The sequence below is a fragment of the Shewanella putrefaciens genome (assembly GCF_016406325.1).
GTDB classification, from domain to species: Bacteria; Pseudomonadota; Gammaproteobacteria; order Enterobacterales; family Shewanellaceae; genus Shewanella; species Shewanella putrefaciens.
In genome coordinates, this window is sequence record NZ_CP066370.1 from 1,238,662 (window position 1) to 1,257,176 (window position 18,515).

18 protein-coding genes are annotated in these 18,515 nt (G+C 44.2%); 8 read left to right on the forward strand and 10 right to left on the reverse strand.

Features of this window, described 5'->3' with window-relative positions; all coding sequences use genetic code 11:
* The first annotated feature begins 203 nt into the window (after positions 1–203).
* Positions 204–1,547 carry a short-chain fatty acid transporter gene (locus JEZ96_RS05625; RefSeq protein ID WP_011790234.1) on the forward strand — a complete coding sequence of 448 codons (1,344 nt, stop codon included), beginning with the start codon at positions 204–206 and terminating at the stop codon, positions 1,545–1,547.
* An 81-nt stretch (positions 1,548–1,628) separates the two neighbouring features.
* Here JEZ96_RS05625 and JEZ96_RS05630 read toward each other — a convergent pair whose 3' ends face one another.
* The 4 genes from JEZ96_RS05630 to JEZ96_RS05645 form a co-directional block, all read right to left on the reverse strand.
* The gene (locus JEZ96_RS05630) at positions 1,629–2,057 is read right to left on the reverse strand and encodes a DUF1294 domain-containing protein (protein ID WP_229781397.1); all 429 of its coding nucleotides are present in this window, start codon (positions 2,055–2,057) and stop codon (positions 1,629–1,631) included.
* A gap of 27 nt (positions 2,058–2,084) precedes the next feature.
* A complete protein-coding gene (locus JEZ96_RS05635) occupies positions 2,085–3,281 on the reverse strand; it encodes a DUF418 domain-containing protein (protein ID WP_025007396.1) in 1,197 nt (398 codons plus the stop codon).
* A 149-nt stretch (positions 3,282–3,430) separates the two neighbouring features.
* On the reverse strand, positions 3,431–3,868 hold the full coding sequence (locus JEZ96_RS05640) for a nucleoside deaminase (protein ID WP_011918911.1): 438 nt from the start codon (positions 3,866–3,868) through the stop codon (positions 3,431–3,433).
* Positions 3,869–4,002: 134 nt separating this feature from the next.
* The gene (locus tag JEZ96_RS05645) at positions 4,003–4,494 is read right to left on the reverse strand and encodes a hotdog fold domain-containing protein (protein ID WP_011790230.1); all 492 of its coding nucleotides are present in this window, start codon (positions 4,492–4,494) and stop codon (positions 4,003–4,005) included.
* Between the two features lie 237 nt (positions 4,495–4,731).
* On the opposite strand from JEZ96_RS05645, the gene JEZ96_RS05650 reads away from it, so the two are divergent.
* Positions 4,732–5,646: a DUF368 domain-containing protein gene (locus tag JEZ96_RS05650; RefSeq protein ID WP_011790229.1), complete on the forward strand. Its 915-nt coding sequence runs from the start codon at positions 4,732–4,734 to the stop codon at positions 5,644–5,646.
* Positions 5,647–5,874: 228 nt separating this feature from the next.
* Positions 5,875–7,476 carry an RCC1 domain-containing protein gene (locus JEZ96_RS05655; protein WP_011918912.1) on the forward strand — a complete coding sequence of 534 codons (1,602 nt, stop codon included), beginning with the start codon at positions 5,875–5,877 and terminating at the stop codon, positions 7,474–7,476.
* A gap of 53 nt (positions 7,477–7,529) precedes the next feature.
* On the opposite strand, the gene JEZ96_RS05660 is transcribed toward JEZ96_RS05655, so the two are convergent.
* Positions 7,530–8,210: a helix-turn-helix transcriptional regulator gene (locus tag JEZ96_RS05660; RefSeq protein ID WP_128090317.1), complete on the reverse strand. Its 681-nt coding sequence runs from the start codon at positions 8,208–8,210 to the stop codon at positions 7,530–7,532.
* Between the two features lie 50 nt (positions 8,211–8,260).
* A complete protein-coding gene (locus JEZ96_RS05665) occupies positions 8,261–9,535 on the reverse strand; it encodes an L-cysteine desulfidase family protein (RefSeq protein WP_011790226.1) in 1,275 nt (424 codons plus the stop codon).
* A 234-nt stretch (positions 9,536–9,769) separates the two neighbouring features.
* Here JEZ96_RS05665 and JEZ96_RS05670 point away from each other — a divergent pair, with 234 nt between their 5' ends.
* The 5 genes from JEZ96_RS05670 to JEZ96_RS05690 all read left to right on the forward strand — a co-directional run bounded on the left by JEZ96_RS05670 (position 9,770) and on the right by JEZ96_RS05690 (position 13,461).
* Entirely contained in the window at positions 9,770–10,078 is a 309-nt protein-coding gene (locus JEZ96_RS05670; protein ID WP_011790225.1) for an ArsR/SmtB family transcription factor, read from the forward strand.
* A 60-nt stretch (positions 10,079–10,138) separates the two neighbouring features.
* The gene (locus JEZ96_RS05675; RefSeq protein WP_025007398.1) at positions 10,139–10,381 is read left to right on the forward strand and encodes a thioredoxin family protein; all 243 of its coding nucleotides are present in this window, start codon (positions 10,139–10,141) and stop codon (positions 10,379–10,381) included.
* A gap of 18 nt (positions 10,382–10,399) precedes the next feature.
* Positions 10,400–10,888, forward strand: a complete 489-nt coding sequence (locus JEZ96_RS05680) for a nitrophenyl compound nitroreductase subunit ArsF family protein (RefSeq protein WP_025007399.1) — start codon at positions 10,400–10,402, stop codon at positions 10,886–10,888.
* Complete coding sequence (locus tag JEZ96_RS05685; protein ID WP_025007400.1) at positions 10,881–11,585, forward strand: aromatic aminobenezylarsenical efflux permease ArsG family transporter; 705 nt, start codon at positions 10,881–10,883, stop codon at positions 11,583–11,585. Before JEZ96_RS05680 ends, JEZ96_RS05685 begins: the two co-directional genes overlap by 8 nt.
* A gap of 982 nt (positions 11,586–12,567) precedes the next feature.
* Positions 12,568–13,461, forward strand: a complete 894-nt coding sequence (locus tag JEZ96_RS05690; RefSeq protein WP_025007401.1) for a 3'-5' exonuclease — start codon at positions 12,568–12,570, stop codon at positions 13,459–13,461.
* A gap of 248 nt (positions 13,462–13,709) precedes the next feature.
* On the opposite strand, the gene arsC is transcribed toward JEZ96_RS05690, so the two are convergent.
* The 4 genes from arsC to JEZ96_RS05710 form a co-directional block, all read right to left on the reverse strand.
* Positions 13,710–14,165, reverse strand: a complete 456-nt coding sequence (gene arsC / locus JEZ96_RS05695; RefSeq protein WP_011790221.1) for a glutaredoxin-dependent arsenate reductase — start codon at positions 14,163–14,165, stop codon at positions 13,710–13,712.
* A gap of 80 nt (positions 14,166–14,245) precedes the next feature.
* Entirely contained in the window at positions 14,246–15,529 is a 1,284-nt protein-coding gene (locus tag JEZ96_RS05700) for an arsenic transporter (protein WP_025007402.1), read from the reverse strand.
* A 202-nt stretch (positions 15,530–15,731) separates the two neighbouring features.
* Positions 15,732–17,159 carry a glutathione synthase gene (locus JEZ96_RS05705; protein WP_025007403.1) on the reverse strand — a complete coding sequence of 476 codons (1,428 nt, stop codon included), beginning with the start codon at positions 17,157–17,159 and terminating at the stop codon, positions 15,732–15,734.
* Between the two features lie 176 nt (positions 17,160–17,335).
* Complete coding sequence (locus JEZ96_RS05710; RefSeq protein ID WP_014610144.1) at positions 17,336–18,334, reverse strand: permease; 999 nt, start codon at positions 18,332–18,334, stop codon at positions 17,336–17,338.
* Between the last annotated feature and the right edge of the window lie 181 nt (positions 18,335–18,515).

The window sequence follows — 18,515 nt, forward strand, 5'->3', positions numbered from 1 at the left end:
TTTTTTCGGTTGCGAAGCTACTTACAGCAACTAAGTGGATGATTAGCGTTACATTTGGCCATAGCTAAACATCCCATCAAGACTTTATCCCGCTTTAGAGATCGCTTAACCTGTAGACTTAAGACTCTATAAAAATTCAATAAAAACAAATAAGAACTAGGGCGTCTTGACGCTTTCGTTCAGATAATAAACAAGGAAAGTCTATGTTAAACAAAGCGGCAAAACCTTTGGTCAAACTCGTCGACCGATATCTACCCGATCCCTATATTTTCGTGCTTTTACTTACCTTAGTCGTATTAATTGCTGCTGTGGTCGCTGAACATAAAACCCCGCTGGAAGTCATCAATTATTGGGGCGATGGCTTTTGGACCCTGTTAAGTTTTTCGATGCAAATGCTATTAGTGCTGGTGGCAGGATTTATGTTGGCTAGTTCGCCGCCGATTAAAAAATTGCTCGATGCCATTGCTGGACTCGCCAAGTCTGCCCCTCAGGCCATTATCTTAGTGACGTTAGTTTCCCTCGCTGCCAGTTGGATTAACTGGGGTTTTGGGCTAGTGGTGGGGGCGTTATTTGCTAAAGCCCTCGCGAGAAAAGTGAAAGTCGATTATCGGCTGTTGGTTGCCAGCGCCTATTCAGGCTTTGTGGTTTGGCATGGTGGGCTTGCGGGTTCGATCCCATTAACCATAGCGACAGCGGGACATTTCTCCGAATCACAAATTGGCATTATTCCCACCAGTGACACCATTTTCGCGGGCTTTAATTTACTGTTAGTGGCGATTCTGTTTGTGTCCATGCCATTAGTGAATCGCTTTATGCTGCCAGGAGAAAAAGACAGTATTTATATCGACCCAAGCACTCTCGATGAAAAAGATGGTGAGGTTGCGAGTACAACGCTGGAGATGCATAACGCCAATTTGAACGACAGCCGTCCTGCGGATAAGTTAGAAAATAGTCGATTACTCGGCTGGAGTGTCGGTGGTGCTGGGCTTGTATATTTAGGTTATTACTTTTGGGTGCAGGGCGGCAGCCTAAACCTCAACGTAGTGAACTTCTTATTTCTGTTTCTCGCCATATTGTTACATCAAACACCACGCAGTTTGCTGATGAGTCTTAACGAGGCCATTAAAGGCGGCGCAGGTATTGTTATCCAATTTCCCTTTTATGCGGGCATTATGGCTGTGATGGTGCAATCGGGTTTAGCTCAAAGTATTTCGGAAGGTTTTGTGGCGATTGCTAGCGCCGAGAGTCTGCCATTTTGGAGCTTTATCAGTGCAGGAATTGTGAATATTTTTGTGCCATCGGGAGGTGGCCAATGGGCCGTGCAGGCACCGATTATGTTACCCGCCGCACAGGCTTTAGGTGCAGATGTCGCTCGGGTCGCAATGGCCGTTGCTTGGGGCGATGCGTGGACTAACTTGATTCAACCTTTCTGGGCACTGCCCGTGCTGGCGATTGCAGGCTTAAAAGCGCGGGATATTATGGGCTTTTGTTTAATGCAATTGATGATCACTGGCGTGATTATTAGTATCGCGTTGAGCTGGTTCTAAAGGCCTAGCGACAGCTACTTTTGCATTTAGAGAGTAGAAGGGCAATATGAGATTGCCCTTTTTTATTGGCGATGAATGAACTTAGATAAACATATCTACGGCACCCGTTTTTATGCCATAACCCAGCACGGCTAAGTTGGCGACAACGGTGAGCCAAAAGACGTTTCTAAATGAGGCTTTAACGGACTTGTGTCTTAACAGGTTTTGGGCAAATAGAGCGCCGGGCCAACCGCCCATAAGGGCGAGCAGGTGTAATGTGCTTTCTTTAGTTCGCCATTTATTACGTTTTGCGGCGGATTTATCAATGGCATAGGCAATAAAGGTGAGAAAACTGAGTGTGAGGTACATACCCACTATTCCAACGGGAAGTAAATGCCAAAATGCGGCACCTATCATTAGCGTTAAGAAAATAATCACTAATAACAGTGATATAAGGCTAAACTTTGTATTGGATACGCTGGTCTTTGGGGCTCGGTTGTTTATTCGCTTAAATGGTCGTTTATTGGTCATTTTGTTTAGTCGTTTTATATCATTAGTCTATTTTTGTTGCTGTAAGTGCTTTTTAAACGCGAGGCGGCGCCAAAGTTTCTCCAACGGTCCTTGCTTGAAATAGCGTAAATAAAGGCTGGCTAATAGCAGCTGTACCACGGAATAGACTATTGCCATTAGCATATAGCCCCATCTGTCCAAACTTAAAAGCAATTCGGGGGCAAGATGCCTAAATACTAACACGCCAACGATGGATTGCAGAATATAGAGACTAAAAGCGAGTTTGCCGACATTTTGTAGTGACGTCAGTCTGTTAGGATTGTTCTTGCAAATTATAACCATTATATGGATGTAAATCAGCGCCATAGGAATAGCACTTAGCATGATTAGCACATCTGAAAACGCCACGAGGATGGTATTTTTTGTTAAACCTAAGACGGTATCGAGCAGTGATAGCGTTACGCTTGCTAGCACTAATTTCACCAGTACCGATTTGCTAAAACCGCGCTCAAAAGTTCCTTGCTGATATAACGCCATGCCGAGCAACATCAAGCCCGCAGTAAACCACATTAAGGTAAAAGGGATCACGAGCGCCATATAGCCGACTTGCATCAAATGCAGGAACAGTTGGTCTGCATAGCTTGAGGTCCATGCACTGTATTGCAGTGCAAATAAACTCGATTCTCGAGTGAAAGGTTCATCGCTGCCTGCAAGGCTAACCAGCGTAATAATAACTAAGGCACCAAAAATAAAAATATTCGCTTTGCGTTTAAGTTCGCCAATACTTAAGTCTTTGTAATAAATGGCTAAAAAACCACTGATCCCATAAGTGAATAAAATGTCACCTGGCCAAATAATAATGCCATGAATTAGGCCAAATACCATCAGCCAGCCTAAACGTGAGCGAAGTAGGGGATAAGCGTTTAAGCCTTTGGCGCTAAATCGCTGATACTGAATAAAAAGTCCGACACCAAACAAGATAGAGAACAAACTGATAAAGCGACCTTCTATAAAAAAATGATTAAAAACTTTGATCATTTGATCCGACTGCGGCGGCGTTTCATGGGGCGCATAGCCATAAAAACTAATCCCCATAAAGTAGATATTCATAAAAAATATCCCCAAGACGGCTAAGCCACGAATGGCATCAAGGTTGGCGTTACGCGGTGAGGATGTCGCCACTGTGCTAAGAGGCTGTGTGGAGTTTGATCTTGACCAAGTGTCGTTAGGTAAGTTTGCTTGCACGTTAGCTGAGTTCCTTTCGCTTGTAGATATGTTCGGCTTTTCATTCTGATTAAGGAAGGCTAGCTGACACTAACCCTCAATGAAATATAGATAGTGTAGAAAGTGCAATATAGGTGACATATAAAGTGGCAGAGAAAACTGTAGACTAATTATTCGCCGATATCTTCGTTCCAGAGTTTGGGATTATTGGCGATAAAGTCCAGCATTAGTTGCTTACATTCAGGGTTGTCGACCACAGTCACATCAACGCCGCGCGACTGGACATAGGCTTCAGGACCTTGGAAGGTGATATTTTCACCCACCACTACCTTGGGGATACCGTAGAGTAAAATGGCGCCGCTACACATATCGCAGGGAGAGAGGGTCGAATATAAGGTGCCTTTTTGATAATCGGCGGCGCTTAGGCGGCCGGCGTTTTCAAGGCAGTCCATCTCCGCATGTAACACGGCGCTGCCTTGCTGAACGCGCTTATTGTGGCCACGAGCGACAATTTTACCGTCAATCACTAATACCGAGCCAATGGGAATACCGCCTTCGGCTAATCCTTGTTTGGCTTCATCAATGGCGGCCTGTAAAAATTCATCCATCTTGCACCCCAATTTAGGTTGTTTGGCTTAGCATAGCAGCCTGCAAACATTGAGCAAGACAACTTAAGTTACTATCTTGCTTAAAGATTAACCTTTGCTTGCTTAAAGATTAACCTTGGCTCGCTGGCGTTAACTTATTTTTGCGGCTTTTCTGAAATCCACAATTTGATATGTCCCTTCACGACCACAACGCCTTGGGTGTCGTAGGCGGTCACGGGCACCAGCATATCGCCAGGCGTCCATTGCTCTGGCGTTACTTCGGCAACACATAAAATGTCGCTGCCCGCTTTGGCGGTGTAATCCACGCTCATTCCCTTAGGGATCCAACGTAAATGGGCGGGTATCGAGGCTTCGGCCATCACGCCCATCGCCATTTCGAGGCCATTACAAATCGCAATCACATGCACAGTTTTTATATGGTTATGAACGGCATGACGTTTTTTTATCAAGCAAGAACAGTAGTTAAGGCGCAATTCAGTGATCAGTGGTTTGATTGTGCCAAAATAAGGTGCCATGCGTGACACCATCATAGAGAAGATTTTTTGGCCAAAGGGTAAACCTTGGGTCTTGTGGTAAAGCGCAAGAACCTTATTGGGTTGGGTGCGGGTTTCTTCGTAGGTACTCATGTTTATCCTTCATCGGAGTGCAAACTAGGGAAGATAATCTTAGGCCAGTGACGATGTTAGGTCTTAGTGGCGTGGTTATCTTTTTCTGGTCGGATGAGTGTAACATTGAGGTAACAATCATTGCCAGTCGGCTGAATTAAGCAAACTTCATTTCGCGGTTTTTAGGCTAACACCGTATAATCGCGGCAAATTTGTCATTAAAGACAAACCATATTGATTTAATTACAAGGACTCACAGTGAAATATTTACTGACCTATTTTAAGGGAATGGCCATGGGGGCCGCCGATGTGGTGCCTGGGGTTTCGGGCGGCACCATCGCCTTTATTACCGGTATTCTCGATACCTTGCTTGAAAGCGTTAAGCGCATCAATCCATCCCTTTGGGGCGTGATTAAGTCACAGGGGCTAAAAGGCGCCTTTATACATATCAATGGTGGGTTTTTAGTGAGTTTATTGGCGGGCATCCTGACCAGTATTTTTACCTTCGCTAAGCTGATTTCATGGTTATTGGTGGCGCATCCGATCCCCATTTGGTCATTCTTCTTTGGCTTAATCCTTATCTCTGTTGTGCATATGCTTAAGCAGGTCAGTGGCTTTACGCTGGCGCGTGTAGGTTTATTTGTGCTTGGCGTGTTGGCAGCGTGGGCGATTACTGTGCTCAATCCTGTGTCAGTGGAAGCCAGTTACCTTAATATCTTCTTTGGCGGTGCGATTGCGATTTGCGCCATGGTGTTACCAGGGATCTCTGGCAGTTTTATCTTATTATTGCTCGGCTTATATCCTGTTGTGTTAGCAGCGGCGAAAAATATTCAACTGGATATTCTGGCGTGTTTTGCTGTGGGTGCTGTGATGGGATTACTGACATTTAGCCATTTATTGTCGGCGCTACTGCGTAAATACCATGATGCCACTATCGTATTTTTAACCGGATTAATGCTTGGCACTTTAGGCAAAATTTGGCCTTGGAAACAAACGTTAACTTGGCGTACCAACTCCCATGGCGAACAAGTGCCTTTGCTGGAGCAAAATATTTCGCCGCTTAATTTTGAGCAGGTAACTGGTCAGCCTTCACAATTGATGTTAGCCATTGGGTGCATGTTAGCGGCTATCGCCTTGGTCTGGGGCTTAGAAAAGGTCGGTAAACGGGATTAACTCTTTGTTTGTCGCAACCTAATATTCAACAAAAGCAGCGAGATACGCTGCTTTTGTTTTTTGTGCATATGCACATCTTACTTGAATCAGGTCAGATCTCGACTTTAGAGCGATGTTATTTTAGGCCTGTTTTAGTTACAATCCGCAGTTCATAGTTAGCGTACTCAGTCGACGTTATGCTCCAGTTTAAACTCAGTGAGAGTTTGCAGTTACGATAAGGATATACTTGTGGAAAAAAAACAGGTCTCGTGGGTTGGTGTGGCGTTGGCAATTTTTGCCTTAGGTCATGTGGTTAACTTAATCATCGATAAGCAAGATTCTGAGATATCGCCCGAATTAAAGCAGCAAATTTCCGACACGATCTTGGCTCACAGACCACCATCCTCTGCGAATAACTTCTTCACTGCTACTCCGGATAATCTTCAGGTGGCTGACGATTCGACCAAAATCCGGATGCCCACCAAGTTAGCCCAAGTGAGTCAAATCTACAGTAATCTCAGTGCATTTGCGGCGCTCAAGCAAGATGGCACTGTGGTGGCGTGGGGCGATGCAGACTGTGGTGGCGATATCAATAACGCCCAAGAGCCTCTGGTTAATGTAAAACGGTTGTATGCGGCTGAGGATACCTGCGGCTTTGCAGCATTAACCCATGACGACAAACTTATCCCTTGGGGAATGGGGGATGAATTTATGCCCTGGACTCGAGGAGTGAGACCTGTACTGAATGATGTGCGCGATTTTGTTATGGCTAAGGGGCTTTATGCAGCCATTAAGCAAGATGGAAGTGTCGTAAGTTGGTCTTTTGAAGATGCAGCTACTGCCGAGCTAAGCTCTGGTAAACACGCCGCGCCTGCGATGACGAATGTCGTGTCTGTATCTGTTAACTATCGTGCTTTTGCCGCCTTAAAACGGGATGGGACAGTAGTGACATGGGGGCAGGCTGATTATGGTGGCGATAGTCGCCAAGTGGCCTCAGAGCTTAACAATGTGAAACTACTCTATGCTAACAATAATGCTTTTACCGCGATGACAGCGACGGGCAGGTTGGTCTCATGGGGTAGGGTAAGAGCGGATCAAAAAGGCCGTGAGCAAGTGGCAAAGCTTAGCCAATTAATGCCAGCCGTAAAAGTGGTTAATACTGATAATGGCTTTGCGGCGCTGTTGGCGGATGGCAGTGTTTATACATGGGGGGAGGGGGAGTTAACAGAATATCATGTTCCATTTCCTGCTCGCTTATCTCACCCAAATCGCGCCAATAAAGTGATTGATATTTTTGCAAATCATGACGCGTTTGCCGCCTTAACCATCAGTCGACAACTTATCGTTTGGGGTAATAAATTCCATGGTGCTGATACGTCAGTTCTTAAGGATAAGTTGCAAAGCGTGCATCAGGTTTATCCCTTTGATAAGGGATTTGTCGCGCTACGTGGGGATAATACGGCTATCGCTTGGGAAGGATGGGAATTGGTAGAAAAGCAGCCACGTTATCAAGAGGTCACTCAGGTGAGCAAAGTGGTGACCTACGAACGGGAATTTGCCTTTTTAAAGCAGGATGGCACTGTGGTTGATGGTCACTCTGGGCCCAAAACTGACATTACTCAAGCAACGGATATTTTTCCCACGGGTTTAGGATTTACGGTTAAACACCAAGATGGCTCGATTGCAGTATGGATGGGGGACGATTCTGCGGTGACGCTAGATAAGCAAGCCGTTGATTTGAGCCAAATGCGCGATATTCGCAGTAATTTGCTTGATGCCATTGCTTTAATGGCCGATGGCACAGTTCAGGCATGGAATATGATGGGCTTTAGCGAGCAAGCTACCCAATAACAAGCACAATAAAACTAAAGGGCTAAGGTTATTTACACTTTAGCCCTTTCTATTTAGACGAGGCTTTTCTCACTTTCCGCTTGATTGGCTTTGATTTCCCGCAGATAGCGATAAATCGAATGCACCGAAATACCCAATCGAGTGGCCGCGACTTGGGCGCTGTCCTTAAGCTCGAAAATCCCTAATTCATGGAGTTGATTGACAATTTCGCGACTTTTTTGTGAAGTTGATACGGTAGGGTTGGAACGTACTTCATGGTTAATACTATCGATAGTGCTATGGAGTGCTTCATCAATATTACGGGCAAATACCTCGGGTGAACTGGTGAGTTCATGGTTAAACAAGTGTTCTGGCATCATAGTGCGTAGTATCGATTGCAGCGGGGCATCCATATCGGTATTGATGCATAAAAGCCCTATTGGCTGATTTTTACTGTTACGGATAACCGTGGTGATGGATCTGAGCGTCTTACCATTGGCACATTTTGTTAGGTAAGCATCGGAAATATCCTGACCCGCTTTAAGTTTAAGCAAAGCAAGATTGGTAATGGGGGCACCTACTTCACGTCCAGTAATATGGCCGTTGGCAATTTTGACTACAGACGGGTGTTTTGCATCCAAACTGTGCAGCACCACTTCAGTATGTTGGCCATACATGGCAGCAATGCCATCAACGATATTCTCGATTGATTTGAGTATGTCCCAATCATTTGGGGTTAAATCTATCAGCTTCACCATTTCAACCTTTTATCATTAATTTATTTAAAATCATTAGGTTAAAATTATTACGTTGACATTATATCAATAATGGTGACATCGGTGGATGACATACCATTAAGGATCATTTTACCAATGTTTTTTATGGTTTTTTCCACATCGGTTGCGATGATGCCTTGGCCTGAAACATTTTGACTATTTAATGCCATTAAAAATGACCGCACCGCAGCACTGGATGATGTACTGACTTTCATGGCACAGGAGGCTTTTGCACCATCACAGACCATGCCCGAGCTATCACTAATGACATTTTGAATCGCAAAACAGGATTGCTCGAAGGAGCCGCCAGCAATATATACCATGGCCATAGAGGCCGCTGCACTGGTTACAGTGTTACCACAGAATGCAGAAAGTGGTGGGTAGTGGGACTTGATATAAATCGCTCCTAGGTGACTCATTATTAAGGCGCGGGCGAGCTTTTCCTCGGTGACGTTATAGCATTGCGCAGTTAATACCACAGGAATCGTCGCCGCAATTCCCTGATTACCACTGCCTAAATTGCTCATAGCGGGGAGATTGGCGCCGCCCATACGCGCATCGGATGCAGCAGCAGTTAACATCACAATTTTATTGAGTAAATCTTCGCCTATTATTCCTGCCGCAATACCACTTTTCATGGTGCGGCCCACCTCGAGTCCATAGGGCTTTGCCATGCCTTCATCGGATAACTTGCCATTTAATTCGGAGGCTTTAAGGATGAACTTGATCTGATCGAAGGGGACTTCTTGAGCGAACTGATAAATTGATTTAATACTGATATCGATGCCATCACAGATAGAGCCTGTGGCGGCACTCTGGGCGTTATCCGCGGTAAAAACGGGCTCACCATTAAGGCGTTTTTCGGCAATTAAGGTGTGACCGCCACAAATTTTAACTAAGGCTTCTTGCTCACCCGCTTTTAAGGTGACGCAGCAATAGATAAATTCTTCTGTTTCAGTTCGTTCAACTTTTACCTTACCAGCATCAATAAGATCTTGTGCTTGTGCGACTTGTTCTGGGGTGATAGCGGCAAGCACTTCTAAACCTGCCTCTGCATTACCGGCAATAGCACCTGCGGCAGCGGCGATAGCAAGGCCGATTTTACCTGTGCCAGGAACATATACGCCCATAGAGTTTTTATATAAATTATCAGAGACTTGTACTGAGATAGCTTCAGGAACTATGCCTAATAAAGTGCGAGCAACAGCAGATGCATAGGCGGCAGCAATGGGCTCTGTACAGCCTAATGCTGGCTTTACAACTTGGTTGAGGATTTGAATATACTGCTGCCATAGGGGGTTCATGCGCTTATAACCTTATTTGAATCTTTGAATGCCATATGCGGCATAATATGCAACATTATTTGCATTTTATCTTTTTTTGCAATTATTTTTTAATTAATCCTTCGTCTGAGGACAAGGCTAACCTATGTTGGGCATATTGATAGTTTGGGATGGCGGGCTTGGATTTTTCATTCGGTCAAGGATAGACTCGGTTGATGGTTTATTGGTGGAGTTTCTTACACTAAGTTGGGAAATATGAAAGAGAGAATCAAAGTAAAAGCGAATATTTTCAAGGCGCTGGGTCATCCGACCCGCTTGTGGATTGTTGAGCAACTCGCGGAGGGTGAAAAGTGTGTTTGTGAGTTTGTAGAGGTAATAGATGTTGATTTTTCGACTATTTCTAAGCATCTGTCAGTACTCCGTAATGCAGGAATTGTCGATATGGATAAACGCGGAAAGCAGATTTTTTATCGTTTAACTCTCCCTTGCCTACTTAATTCGTTAAGTTGCATTGATACGCTATTGGATCACCAAATTCAGAAGCAGATCGCATTAATAGACTAATTTCGCACCTATCATTTGGTCAAATGGCAAAATGACAAATCAATGTTCTAAGGAGCGATAATGAATATCAAAATTCTAGGTACGGGCTGTGCTAAGTGTCAAAAGTTGGCAGAAGCAACAACAGCAGCGGCAGATGCACTAAATCTTGATTATCAGTTAACTAAAGTCACTGATATTGAAAAAATTATGGATTATAACGTGATGTCTACACCTGCGCTCGTGGTTGATGAGCAAGTCAAACTCTCGGGCCGCCTCGCCAGTGTTGATGAGATTATGACGTTACTTAAAGCCCATGCAGAGTAATAGCCTTTAGGAGTCGGCATGAATGCTAAAAAAATCGTCAGAACCCTGCTGCTCAGTATTGTTTGTTTAGGATTTGCGTTGGTGGGATATCAGCAATTTGGCGCTTCAGTATTTAATGCGTCAGAGAATATTGATGTCACTACCACTGTATCTCCTAAGTTAAAAGATGGACTAAATGTTTATTATTTTTATGGTAATCAACGCTGTACAACCTGCGTGCGGATGGAAAAGTTTACTCAAAAAACCTTGATGGAAAATTTTCTTAAGGAAGTGCGCGATGGTGAGATGCAACTCAATCTGGTCAACGTCGACTTAGCTGAGAACCAACATTATATCGAGGATTATGAACTGATTTTTAGATCGGTTGTCATTTCAACCTCAAAGGATGGTGTTGAAACTGAGTGGCGTCGTTTAGATAAAATTTGGGAGCTGGCTAATAACGAGGTGGCTTTCCAACAATATTTGACCGAAGAAATTGAAGCTATATTGGGTCAAACCCATGGATGAGTGGGCAGTTATGCTGCTGTCCGCCTTTTGGTTTGGCATTCTAACCTCTATCAGTCCGTGCCCATTAGCGACCAATGTGGCGGCGATTTCCTATATCAGTAAAGGGATACAATCGCCCTATCGGGTCGTGGGTACAGGGCTTGCCTACACGATTGGGCGCATGCTCAGTTATTTGGTGCTCGGCGTCATATTAGTTGGTAGTTTGCTCTCGACCGTCACCTTATCCGTCACTCTTCAGAAATATATGAACCTATTATTAGGCCCTATTTTGATATTGGTAGGGATGTTTTTGCTGGAGTTACTGACATTACGCTTACCCGGTGATGGCGCCTTAATCGAAAAATTAAAGGCCAAAATCAACCCGCAGGGATATTTAGGGGCTTTGCTACTGGGCGTGTTATTTGCGTTGTCATTTTGTCCCACGTCGGCGGCACTCTTTTTCGGTTCGCTATTGCCGCTCGCACTAGAAGCGCAATCGAGTATTGCACTGCCAGCGATTTATGGCTTAGCCACTGGGCTACCAGTTTTAGTCTTTGCGATCCTATTAGGTGTTAGCGCCCATCGCGTCGCGAAAGCCTATAACCATATATTGGCGTTCGAGCATTGGGCCAGAAAAATCACTGGTGTGGTATTTATCATTATTGGCAGCTATTACGCTTGGGTTAATATTTTCGCGCCATTTCTGAGCCAGCGTTAAGGGCGATAACAGTATTAAGTTCTTGCTACCTATTTTTGCTTGATAACCTCGAGCATAGAATTGATTAATTCACTATGCCTCCCATCCTTATTTGAAGTGAAACTCACATTAAATTCACACTGTTACTCCAGTGACACACCATCTGTTTCTTTAAAATAAGTATCCTTGAGGGCTCGACGGTCGCATCTGCTGTATATGGCTAGATTTATAACAAGAATCGAATGTCGTGATCATAGGGTCAATGATGTTCCAGACATCATACTGACATTCCCCATATCCCTGTCGGCCAGATCTGAGTAAGCGACCATGCCACATGCGGTCACTACCATACCAATACGAAATCGCGAGCTATGAGTGAGATCTTTAATTTAAAGTCAAAGCCTTGGGATCTCACCCCAGTTCGACAATGCCTGCCTCTCGTTCATAAGCGCGAGAATCATCGATTTTCATTCACCCCGGCCTCTGCAAAAGCTTGCTTGCCATCTGATAGGCAGGATGCCTGAATACCGTGAAGTGCATTGATATACGTGAATGACCATACCGAGACTCACGCATTTTTTATTAAATCAAAAGCTCTATTCGCCCTGTGGCAACTTTGAGGGGATTGTGTATTCCTTGGGCTCCGGTGTTATTGGTAAATGATTAAGGTATAAAAGTTATGCCTGCCGCTCTTTTTTCTTTTTGCCACAAGTGTCAGCATTTTCAAATTAACGGGTAGCAATCCTATTGTGATTTGTGTCTCTATTGTCTTAAGCACTACGGAATGGCTTACCAAAGCTGAAATGCGCCACTCTTTGGTAAATTAGTGAATGAATTAGCGCTATTTTGTGTCCATTTGCCATCCTGCAGCTTTTAATGACCCTCGTTAAAGTAACTTTTGCCAGTGCTGGTTGAAGGCAAACCAAAAGTGCATTATGTTTTTGATTTAAAATGGATGGCCTGATTTGCTATTGGTGAAATTTAAAACTAAGGAATAGTATAAATGGACAAAATGACAGCTGATTTTTTAGCTAAACACCCTTTTATCCCCATTCAATTTATCGCGTTAGATGCAGAAACAACAGGGCTTGAGGCTGGTATCGATAAAATTATCGAGATTGCTGCAATCAAATTTGATCTCTTATCTAACGACCATCCTGTATTTGAAGCATTGATTAATCCCAATGTAAAAGTGTCGCGCAAGATCACCAGTATTACTGGGATCACTAATAAGATGTTAGTTGACCAAGAAACCTTTGCAGATTTAGCACAAGACTTAAAGCAATTTATCGGTGATCTGCCAATAGTGGCCTACAACGCCAAGTTTGATAAAGGTTTTTTAGATGCTGAGTTCGCTAATGTTGGCATCCTACTGAATAACCACTACCACTGTGCATTGAATCTAGCAAAGGCCGCATTCAACTTACCTAATTACAAATTAACAACTGTTGCTGAGCACTGCGCAATAGCATTGGAAGATGCTCATAGGGCTAAAGCCGATGCGATTGCAGCTGGGCGGGTATTTATGTGTGCAGCTGTGACGTTAGGGCATATCAACGAAATCAAACCAAAAACCGCTTTCACAAACCACAAAGGGGCTGATCATAAAGCCTATACGCCGAATGAGTTTGGCGAGCTTTATGGACAAACTATCGTCTTTACAGGTGAACTATCAATGACTAGATCTGAAGCATTTGAAGCCGCAGCTGAACTAGGGCTTGAAATTAAATCAGGTGTATCTAAAAAGACAGATTATCTGGTTGTGGGCGAACAGGATGAAAACCTAGTTGGCCCAAATGGCATATCAAGCAAACAGATGAAAGCGGAAGCGCTTATTGATGAAGGTTTTGACATTCAGATTTTAGATGAAGATCAGTTTATGGATTTGATCGCATAAAAATAGCTGAAAATATGAACACCCATCCTTAATGGTACGGTAGTTAACCTCCTGAAAAAAGGCAGAACAGGCAGATCTCTTTTTGTTTTTAAGGACTCGCAAGCAGCACCAAACCATAGGATACGCCATCCCCCTGCGAAGTTGTCGAAATACTAAGATAAAAATGCCGTGGCTACATCATGGATGATGGCTAAGGCGGGAGCACATGGATGTGCCATCTGAGTCGTTAGGCAATTTTTATTTGCGTGCTATTTTTTAACTCTCTGCCCATTAGCATCAATCACCACTTCACCGTCTTCCTTGGTAAAAGCGCCCAGTTGGGGCTTGGGTAAAATATCCAATACCTGTTCTGATGGACGGCACAGGCGCGTGCCTAATGGTGTAACGACGATGGGGCGATTAATTAGGATCGGGTATTCGAGCATAAAATCGATTAATTCACTGTCGCTAAACTTATCTTCACTTAAGCCTAAGGCTGTATAAGGCTCGACATTTTGCCTAAGTAAACTGCGCACCGAAATGCCCATATCGGCAATCAGTTGTAGCAATGTTTGACGGTTCGGCGGGGTCTCAAGGTAGAGGATTATGATCGGCTCAATCCCAGTGTTGCGGATAAGACCTAAGGTATTGCGTGATGTGCCACAGGCGGGATTGTGATAAATCTTAATGCTGTTGTGTTTTTCAAGATGGTTGTCAGTAGCCATAAACAAGTCTCTGATAAATAATCGCTTATAAATTGATCCATAGGCACTAAATGGATGATTTGAGTGCCTATGGGCATAGATTAGAGGGAGAGGCGCAGTGCCAGTGCCGCTAGGGTGACAAATAGCACAGGTAGCGTCATCACTATGCCGACGCGGAAATAATAACCCCAGGTAATATTAATATTTTTCTGCGCCAGTACATGCAGCCATAACAGGGTTGCTAAACTGCCGATGGGGGTGATTTTTGGCCCCAAATCGCTACCAATCACGTTGGCGTAAATCATGGCTTCTTTAATCACGCCAGTTGCATTGCTACCGTCTATCGACAGGGCACCAATTAACACTGTGGGCATGTTGTTCATCATGGACGATAAAAAGGCGACCAAGAAGCCTGTGCCCATAGTGGCGGCCCAAAGCCCTTGTTCTGCCAAATAATTCAATACATTAGAGAGATAATCGGTTAAGCCTGCGTTACGAAGACCATAAACCACCAGATACATGCCGAGTGAAAAGATCACTATCTGCCATGGCGCGCCGCGAAGTACCTTAGTGGTATCTATGGCATGGCCTTTTTTCGCGACAACAAACAGGATCAGTGCACCCACAGCAGCCACTAAACTCACGGGCACACCGAGCGGTTCTAAGCCAAAAAAGCCCACTAAGAGTAAGACTAATACGCCCCAACCGGTTTTAAAGGTGTTGAGGTCGCGAATGGCGGCCTTAGGTTCGCGTAGTTTTTGCAAGTCGTAGGTCGCGGGAATATCTTTGCGGAAAAACAGATGCAACATGACTAAGGTGGCACTAATAGCCGCAATATCGACGGGCACCATCACAGAGGCGTATTCGTTAAAACCTATGTTGAAGAAGTCTGCCGAAACAATATTGACTAGGTTAGAGACAATTAACGGCAAACTCGCGGTATCGGCAATAAACCCCGCCGCCATCACAAAGGCTAAGGTCGCTCCGGCGTTAAAGCCCAGTGCCAATAGCATAGCAATGACAATCGGGGTGAGGATCAGCGCCGCACCATCGTTAGCGAATAAGGCAGCAACAGTAGCGCCGAGTAACACTATGTAAGTAAAGAGTAAACGGCCACGACCTTTGCCCCAACGGGCCACATGCAGCGCGGCCCATTCGAAAAATCCCGACTCATCTAATAATAAACTGATGATGATCACGGCAATAAAGGTGGCGGTCGCATTCCAGACAATATTCCATACCACAGGAATATCCCCTAAGTGCACCACACCGAGCAGTAAGGCTAAGACGGCGCCAAAGGTGGCACTCCAACCTATGCCTAATCCTTTAGGCTGCCAAATTACTAACACGATGGTGAGAACAAAAATTGCCCCAGCTAACCACATACAAGCTCCTTAAAGGGCAGCAACTGTCTACCCGTAACCATAAAATAATGCCCATAAGGATACATTGGTGCTGTTATACCCGTGGGCTTGAATGAACTATCTATATATGAATATTCGTATATGTTATCTTGGAAAAATTCAGAGTCAAACAACAACTAGAAGTTTGTCGCCCAAATAGAGAATAAACGTGACTGACAGTGCCTTAATCACTAAACATCAAAGAATCTAATACCCCTTGGCCACTATGGACACCACCTTCAGTCACCATGGCAGATTTGCTGCGAATTAAATAGCCCGAATAGCTGGGGCTATGATCGGATCTATTCTCCATCGCGGGCTCGCCATCAATGTGGACGGTGAACATGCCGATTTCAGGGATCATGTCATCTATGGCTTGTATCTCCCCGTTACGCACGACTAAGGTTTGGGTAGTTCTGGGTCTTGGTTTTAAACGGCGCATCAGCGACCATGCTTGATATTGCGTAGGCTGAAGCTCGGTTAATTTACGTGAAATATCAGTACCAAACAGGCAATGACCACCCCCTTCTCCTTGATTTTTTAGCACCCAAGTATCGATTGGGGAGTCGGCAACTAACTTGATGCTTTCTGCGGTGACAGGGCGCATCTCACCGAGAAGAGATTTGACGATTTGGGCTTCTTGCAATGTTAAGCCAAACTGAGTCAACGACATTTCATCCATCGATGAGAGCAACATTTGCATTCGTTTACTGGTCGCCAGTTGTTGGCCTATGGTGGCATTTAGGGCAACGCGATGTTGTTCTATCAATACACGGATCCCCATCAAGGCGTGGCAATCTTTGTTGCCGTCGATATCAGAGAATTCATAATCTGCATATTGATAGCCTGCTCGCAGATAAACTGTATCAATGGTGCCAATGCCTTCGAGTATCAGTCTATGTTGTTCTCCTGTGGTAACTTGTTCTTGTAGTGCACTAAAAGTTCTGCGAATAGTTTGTATCCCTCGTTGTTGCAACGCAAGCTCGAGTAAATGTTGGTCAAATACATTGTCTTCATTTTCTTGCACTATCATCAAAAATCTTGCTGGCCCCGCGTCCTGGAATTCTTGTTTTATTTTAAAGGTTGCTTTAGCTATGCCTGCGGATAATTGCTCAATAGCATGATTATCAACCAGCTCTCCCATAGGCAGTTGATGCCATTGCTGCAAGTAATGGTGCAATTGGTGGACTCTTTGACCAAACGGACCCATGCCTGCGGCTATACCATTAAATTCTACTAGTTTTGGTCCTAAGTCCTTATCGTCCATAAAGTCGCTACGCATAATCAGCAACGGCATTCTCTGTACTGAGGACTGAGTATCATGGAGTTGTTGATGCATATTGAGCAAGGCGGCAAAAAAAGGCTCACTTACTGTGATAGGTTGAATTGCATCAATTAAAAAAGCATGTTCTTCAGATAGATAGTGAATAAGTTTGCCGAGCAGATGCACCGAGTTTTTTAAGTATTGATAATGGGTTCGGCTGATTAAACTCGGTGTTAAAGTAAAGGGGGCATGGCGGGCAGAATAGGGGGATTGTTTAAACGCCATACCATGGGTTAGCGCCCATTCTATAGCGTCATCTTTGGCTTTTAGACTAGTTTGTGAGTTCATTATGCTTCTCTTAAGCGAGCCGAGTTTCTTGCGAATAACAGTAAGTTGTTTGTTAGACGGCTTAGTTTTAGTTGCTTTAGTTTTAAATTATGTAGTTTAGGGGGTAGACGCCTCTGGGCCGCTACTCTAATGGCATACAATAAGTCACACTTCGAGCTAGATCATGATTTTGTTTGTTAGCTAAATACATAGCTATAAAGAAACCCAGAGCCGATGGCCATACCTAAAATGACTGCGAGGAAAGCGGCAATCATCTGATTTTTAAAAATCGCTTTCAGTAGGATCACTTCGGTCAGGCTGGCCCCCGCACTGCCGATAATTAATGCCATCACAGAGCCCATCGCCATGCCTTTTTGGATTAACGCCGCACTGAGAGGGATAACCGCTTCCGCTCGAATATAGAGTGGGATCCCAATTAACGCAGCAGCAGGAATTGCATACCATTTTGCTTCACCTGCATAGTGAACAATAAAATCTGTAGGGATAAAGCCATAGATTAATGAACCGAGTAAAACACCCACAAAAAGATAGGGCAGTACTTTTTTGAAATCATTCCAAGTTGATTGCCAGATCCGTAACCAACGACTTTTTGATTGTGGTAGTGAATTTATCGGGGTATTGCAGCATGAGGAGGTGACGGGGGCTGGTTTTGTGTAGCAGCAAGAAGAGATAACGGGCGCAGGGTCAGTGTTACAGCAAGGTACGATCACATCGCTTTGTTCATAGGCTTCCTCACGAACATACTTTTCAAATCCTAGTTTTTCAAGTGCAAAACCAGCTATTACAGACACACCCATTGCGATGACAAAATAAAATAATGCCACTTTAAATCCAAAGGTGACGACAAATAACCCGATAATAATCGGATTGAGTAATGGGCTAGCAAATAGAAATACCATCATAGGGCCGAAACCTGCACGTGCCCTAAGTAGACCTTTTAAGAACGGAATAGTGGAGCAAGAACAAAATGGGGTAATAGACCCAAGTAGCGCAGCCACCACATAACCTTTTCCATTGCGCGAGCTTAGTAGCGCTTGTATTTTTTGCGGGGTGATAAAGGCTTGTAGAATGCCCACTAGATAACTTATGGCTAGAAATAGTAGCGTAAGTTCAACGGCAAGAAAAACGAACATGCTTGCCGTTTCTTTCAGCATGGCTAGGGTTTCAGGATTCATTTTTACCTCTGTGGTATTTAGTTTCGAATATTCCAGAACAATAGTGTCCAAGTGAGATGTTTTCAATACTTAATTTCTGGAATTATGGAAATATTTGGGTATGCAGTGTTGATGTGTAAATACAACTCCTAGCCTAGATTGCTTGCATGCTATTTATGTTGATGTCGCGTGGGTATAGATA

Excerpts from the sequence above, each read along its gene's own strand:
- JEZ96_RS05625 (WP_011790234.1), top strand. The coding sequence starts at position 204 with ATGTTAAACAAAGCGGCAAAACCTTTGGTCAAACTCGTCGACCGATAT.
- JEZ96_RS05630 (WP_229781397.1), bottom strand. The coding sequence starts at position 2,057 with ATGACCAATAAACGACCATTTAAGCGAATAAACAACCGAGCCCCAAAG.
- JEZ96_RS05640 (WP_011918911.1), bottom strand. The coding sequence starts at position 3,868 with ATGGATGAATTTTTACAGGCCGCCATTGATGAAGCCAAACAAGGATTA.
- JEZ96_RS05645 (WP_011790230.1), bottom strand. The coding sequence starts at position 4,494 with ATGAGTACCTACGAAGAAACCCGCACCCAACCCAATAAGGTTCTTGCG.
- JEZ96_RS05665 (WP_011790226.1), bottom strand. The coding sequence starts at position 9,535 with ATGAACCCCCTATGGCAGCAGTATATTCAAATCCTCAACCAAGTTGTA.
- JEZ96_RS05670 (WP_011790225.1), top strand. The coding sequence starts at position 9,770 with ATGAAAGAGAGAATCAAAGTAAAAGCGAATATTTTCAAGGCGCTGGGT.
- JEZ96_RS05675 (WP_025007398.1), top strand. The coding sequence starts at position 10,139 with ATGAATATCAAAATTCTAGGTACGGGCTGTGCTAAGTGTCAAAAGTTG.
- JEZ96_RS05680 (WP_025007399.1), top strand. The coding sequence starts at position 10,400 with ATGAATGCTAAAAAAATCGTCAGAACCCTGCTGCTCAGTATTGTTTGT.
- JEZ96_RS05685 (WP_025007400.1), top strand. The coding sequence starts at position 10,881 with ATGGATGAGTGGGCAGTTATGCTGCTGTCCGCCTTTTGGTTTGGCATT.
- JEZ96_RS05690 (WP_025007401.1), top strand. The coding sequence starts at position 12,568 with ATGGACAAAATGACAGCTGATTTTTTAGCTAAACACCCTTTTATCCCC.
- arsC (WP_011790221.1), bottom strand. The coding sequence starts at position 14,165 with ATGGCTACTGACAACCATCTTGAAAAACACAACAGCATTAAGATTTAT.
- JEZ96_RS05700 (WP_025007402.1), bottom strand. The coding sequence starts at position 15,529 with ATGTGGTTAGCTGGGGCAATTTTTGTTCTCACCATCGTGTTAGTAATT.
- JEZ96_RS05705 (WP_025007403.1), bottom strand. The coding sequence starts at position 17,159 with ATGAACTCACAAACTAGTCTAAAAGCCAAAGATGACGCTATAGAATGG.
- JEZ96_RS05710 (WP_014610144.1), bottom strand. The coding sequence starts at position 18,334 with ATGAATCCTGAAACCCTAGCCATGCTGAAAGAAACGGCAAGCATGTTC.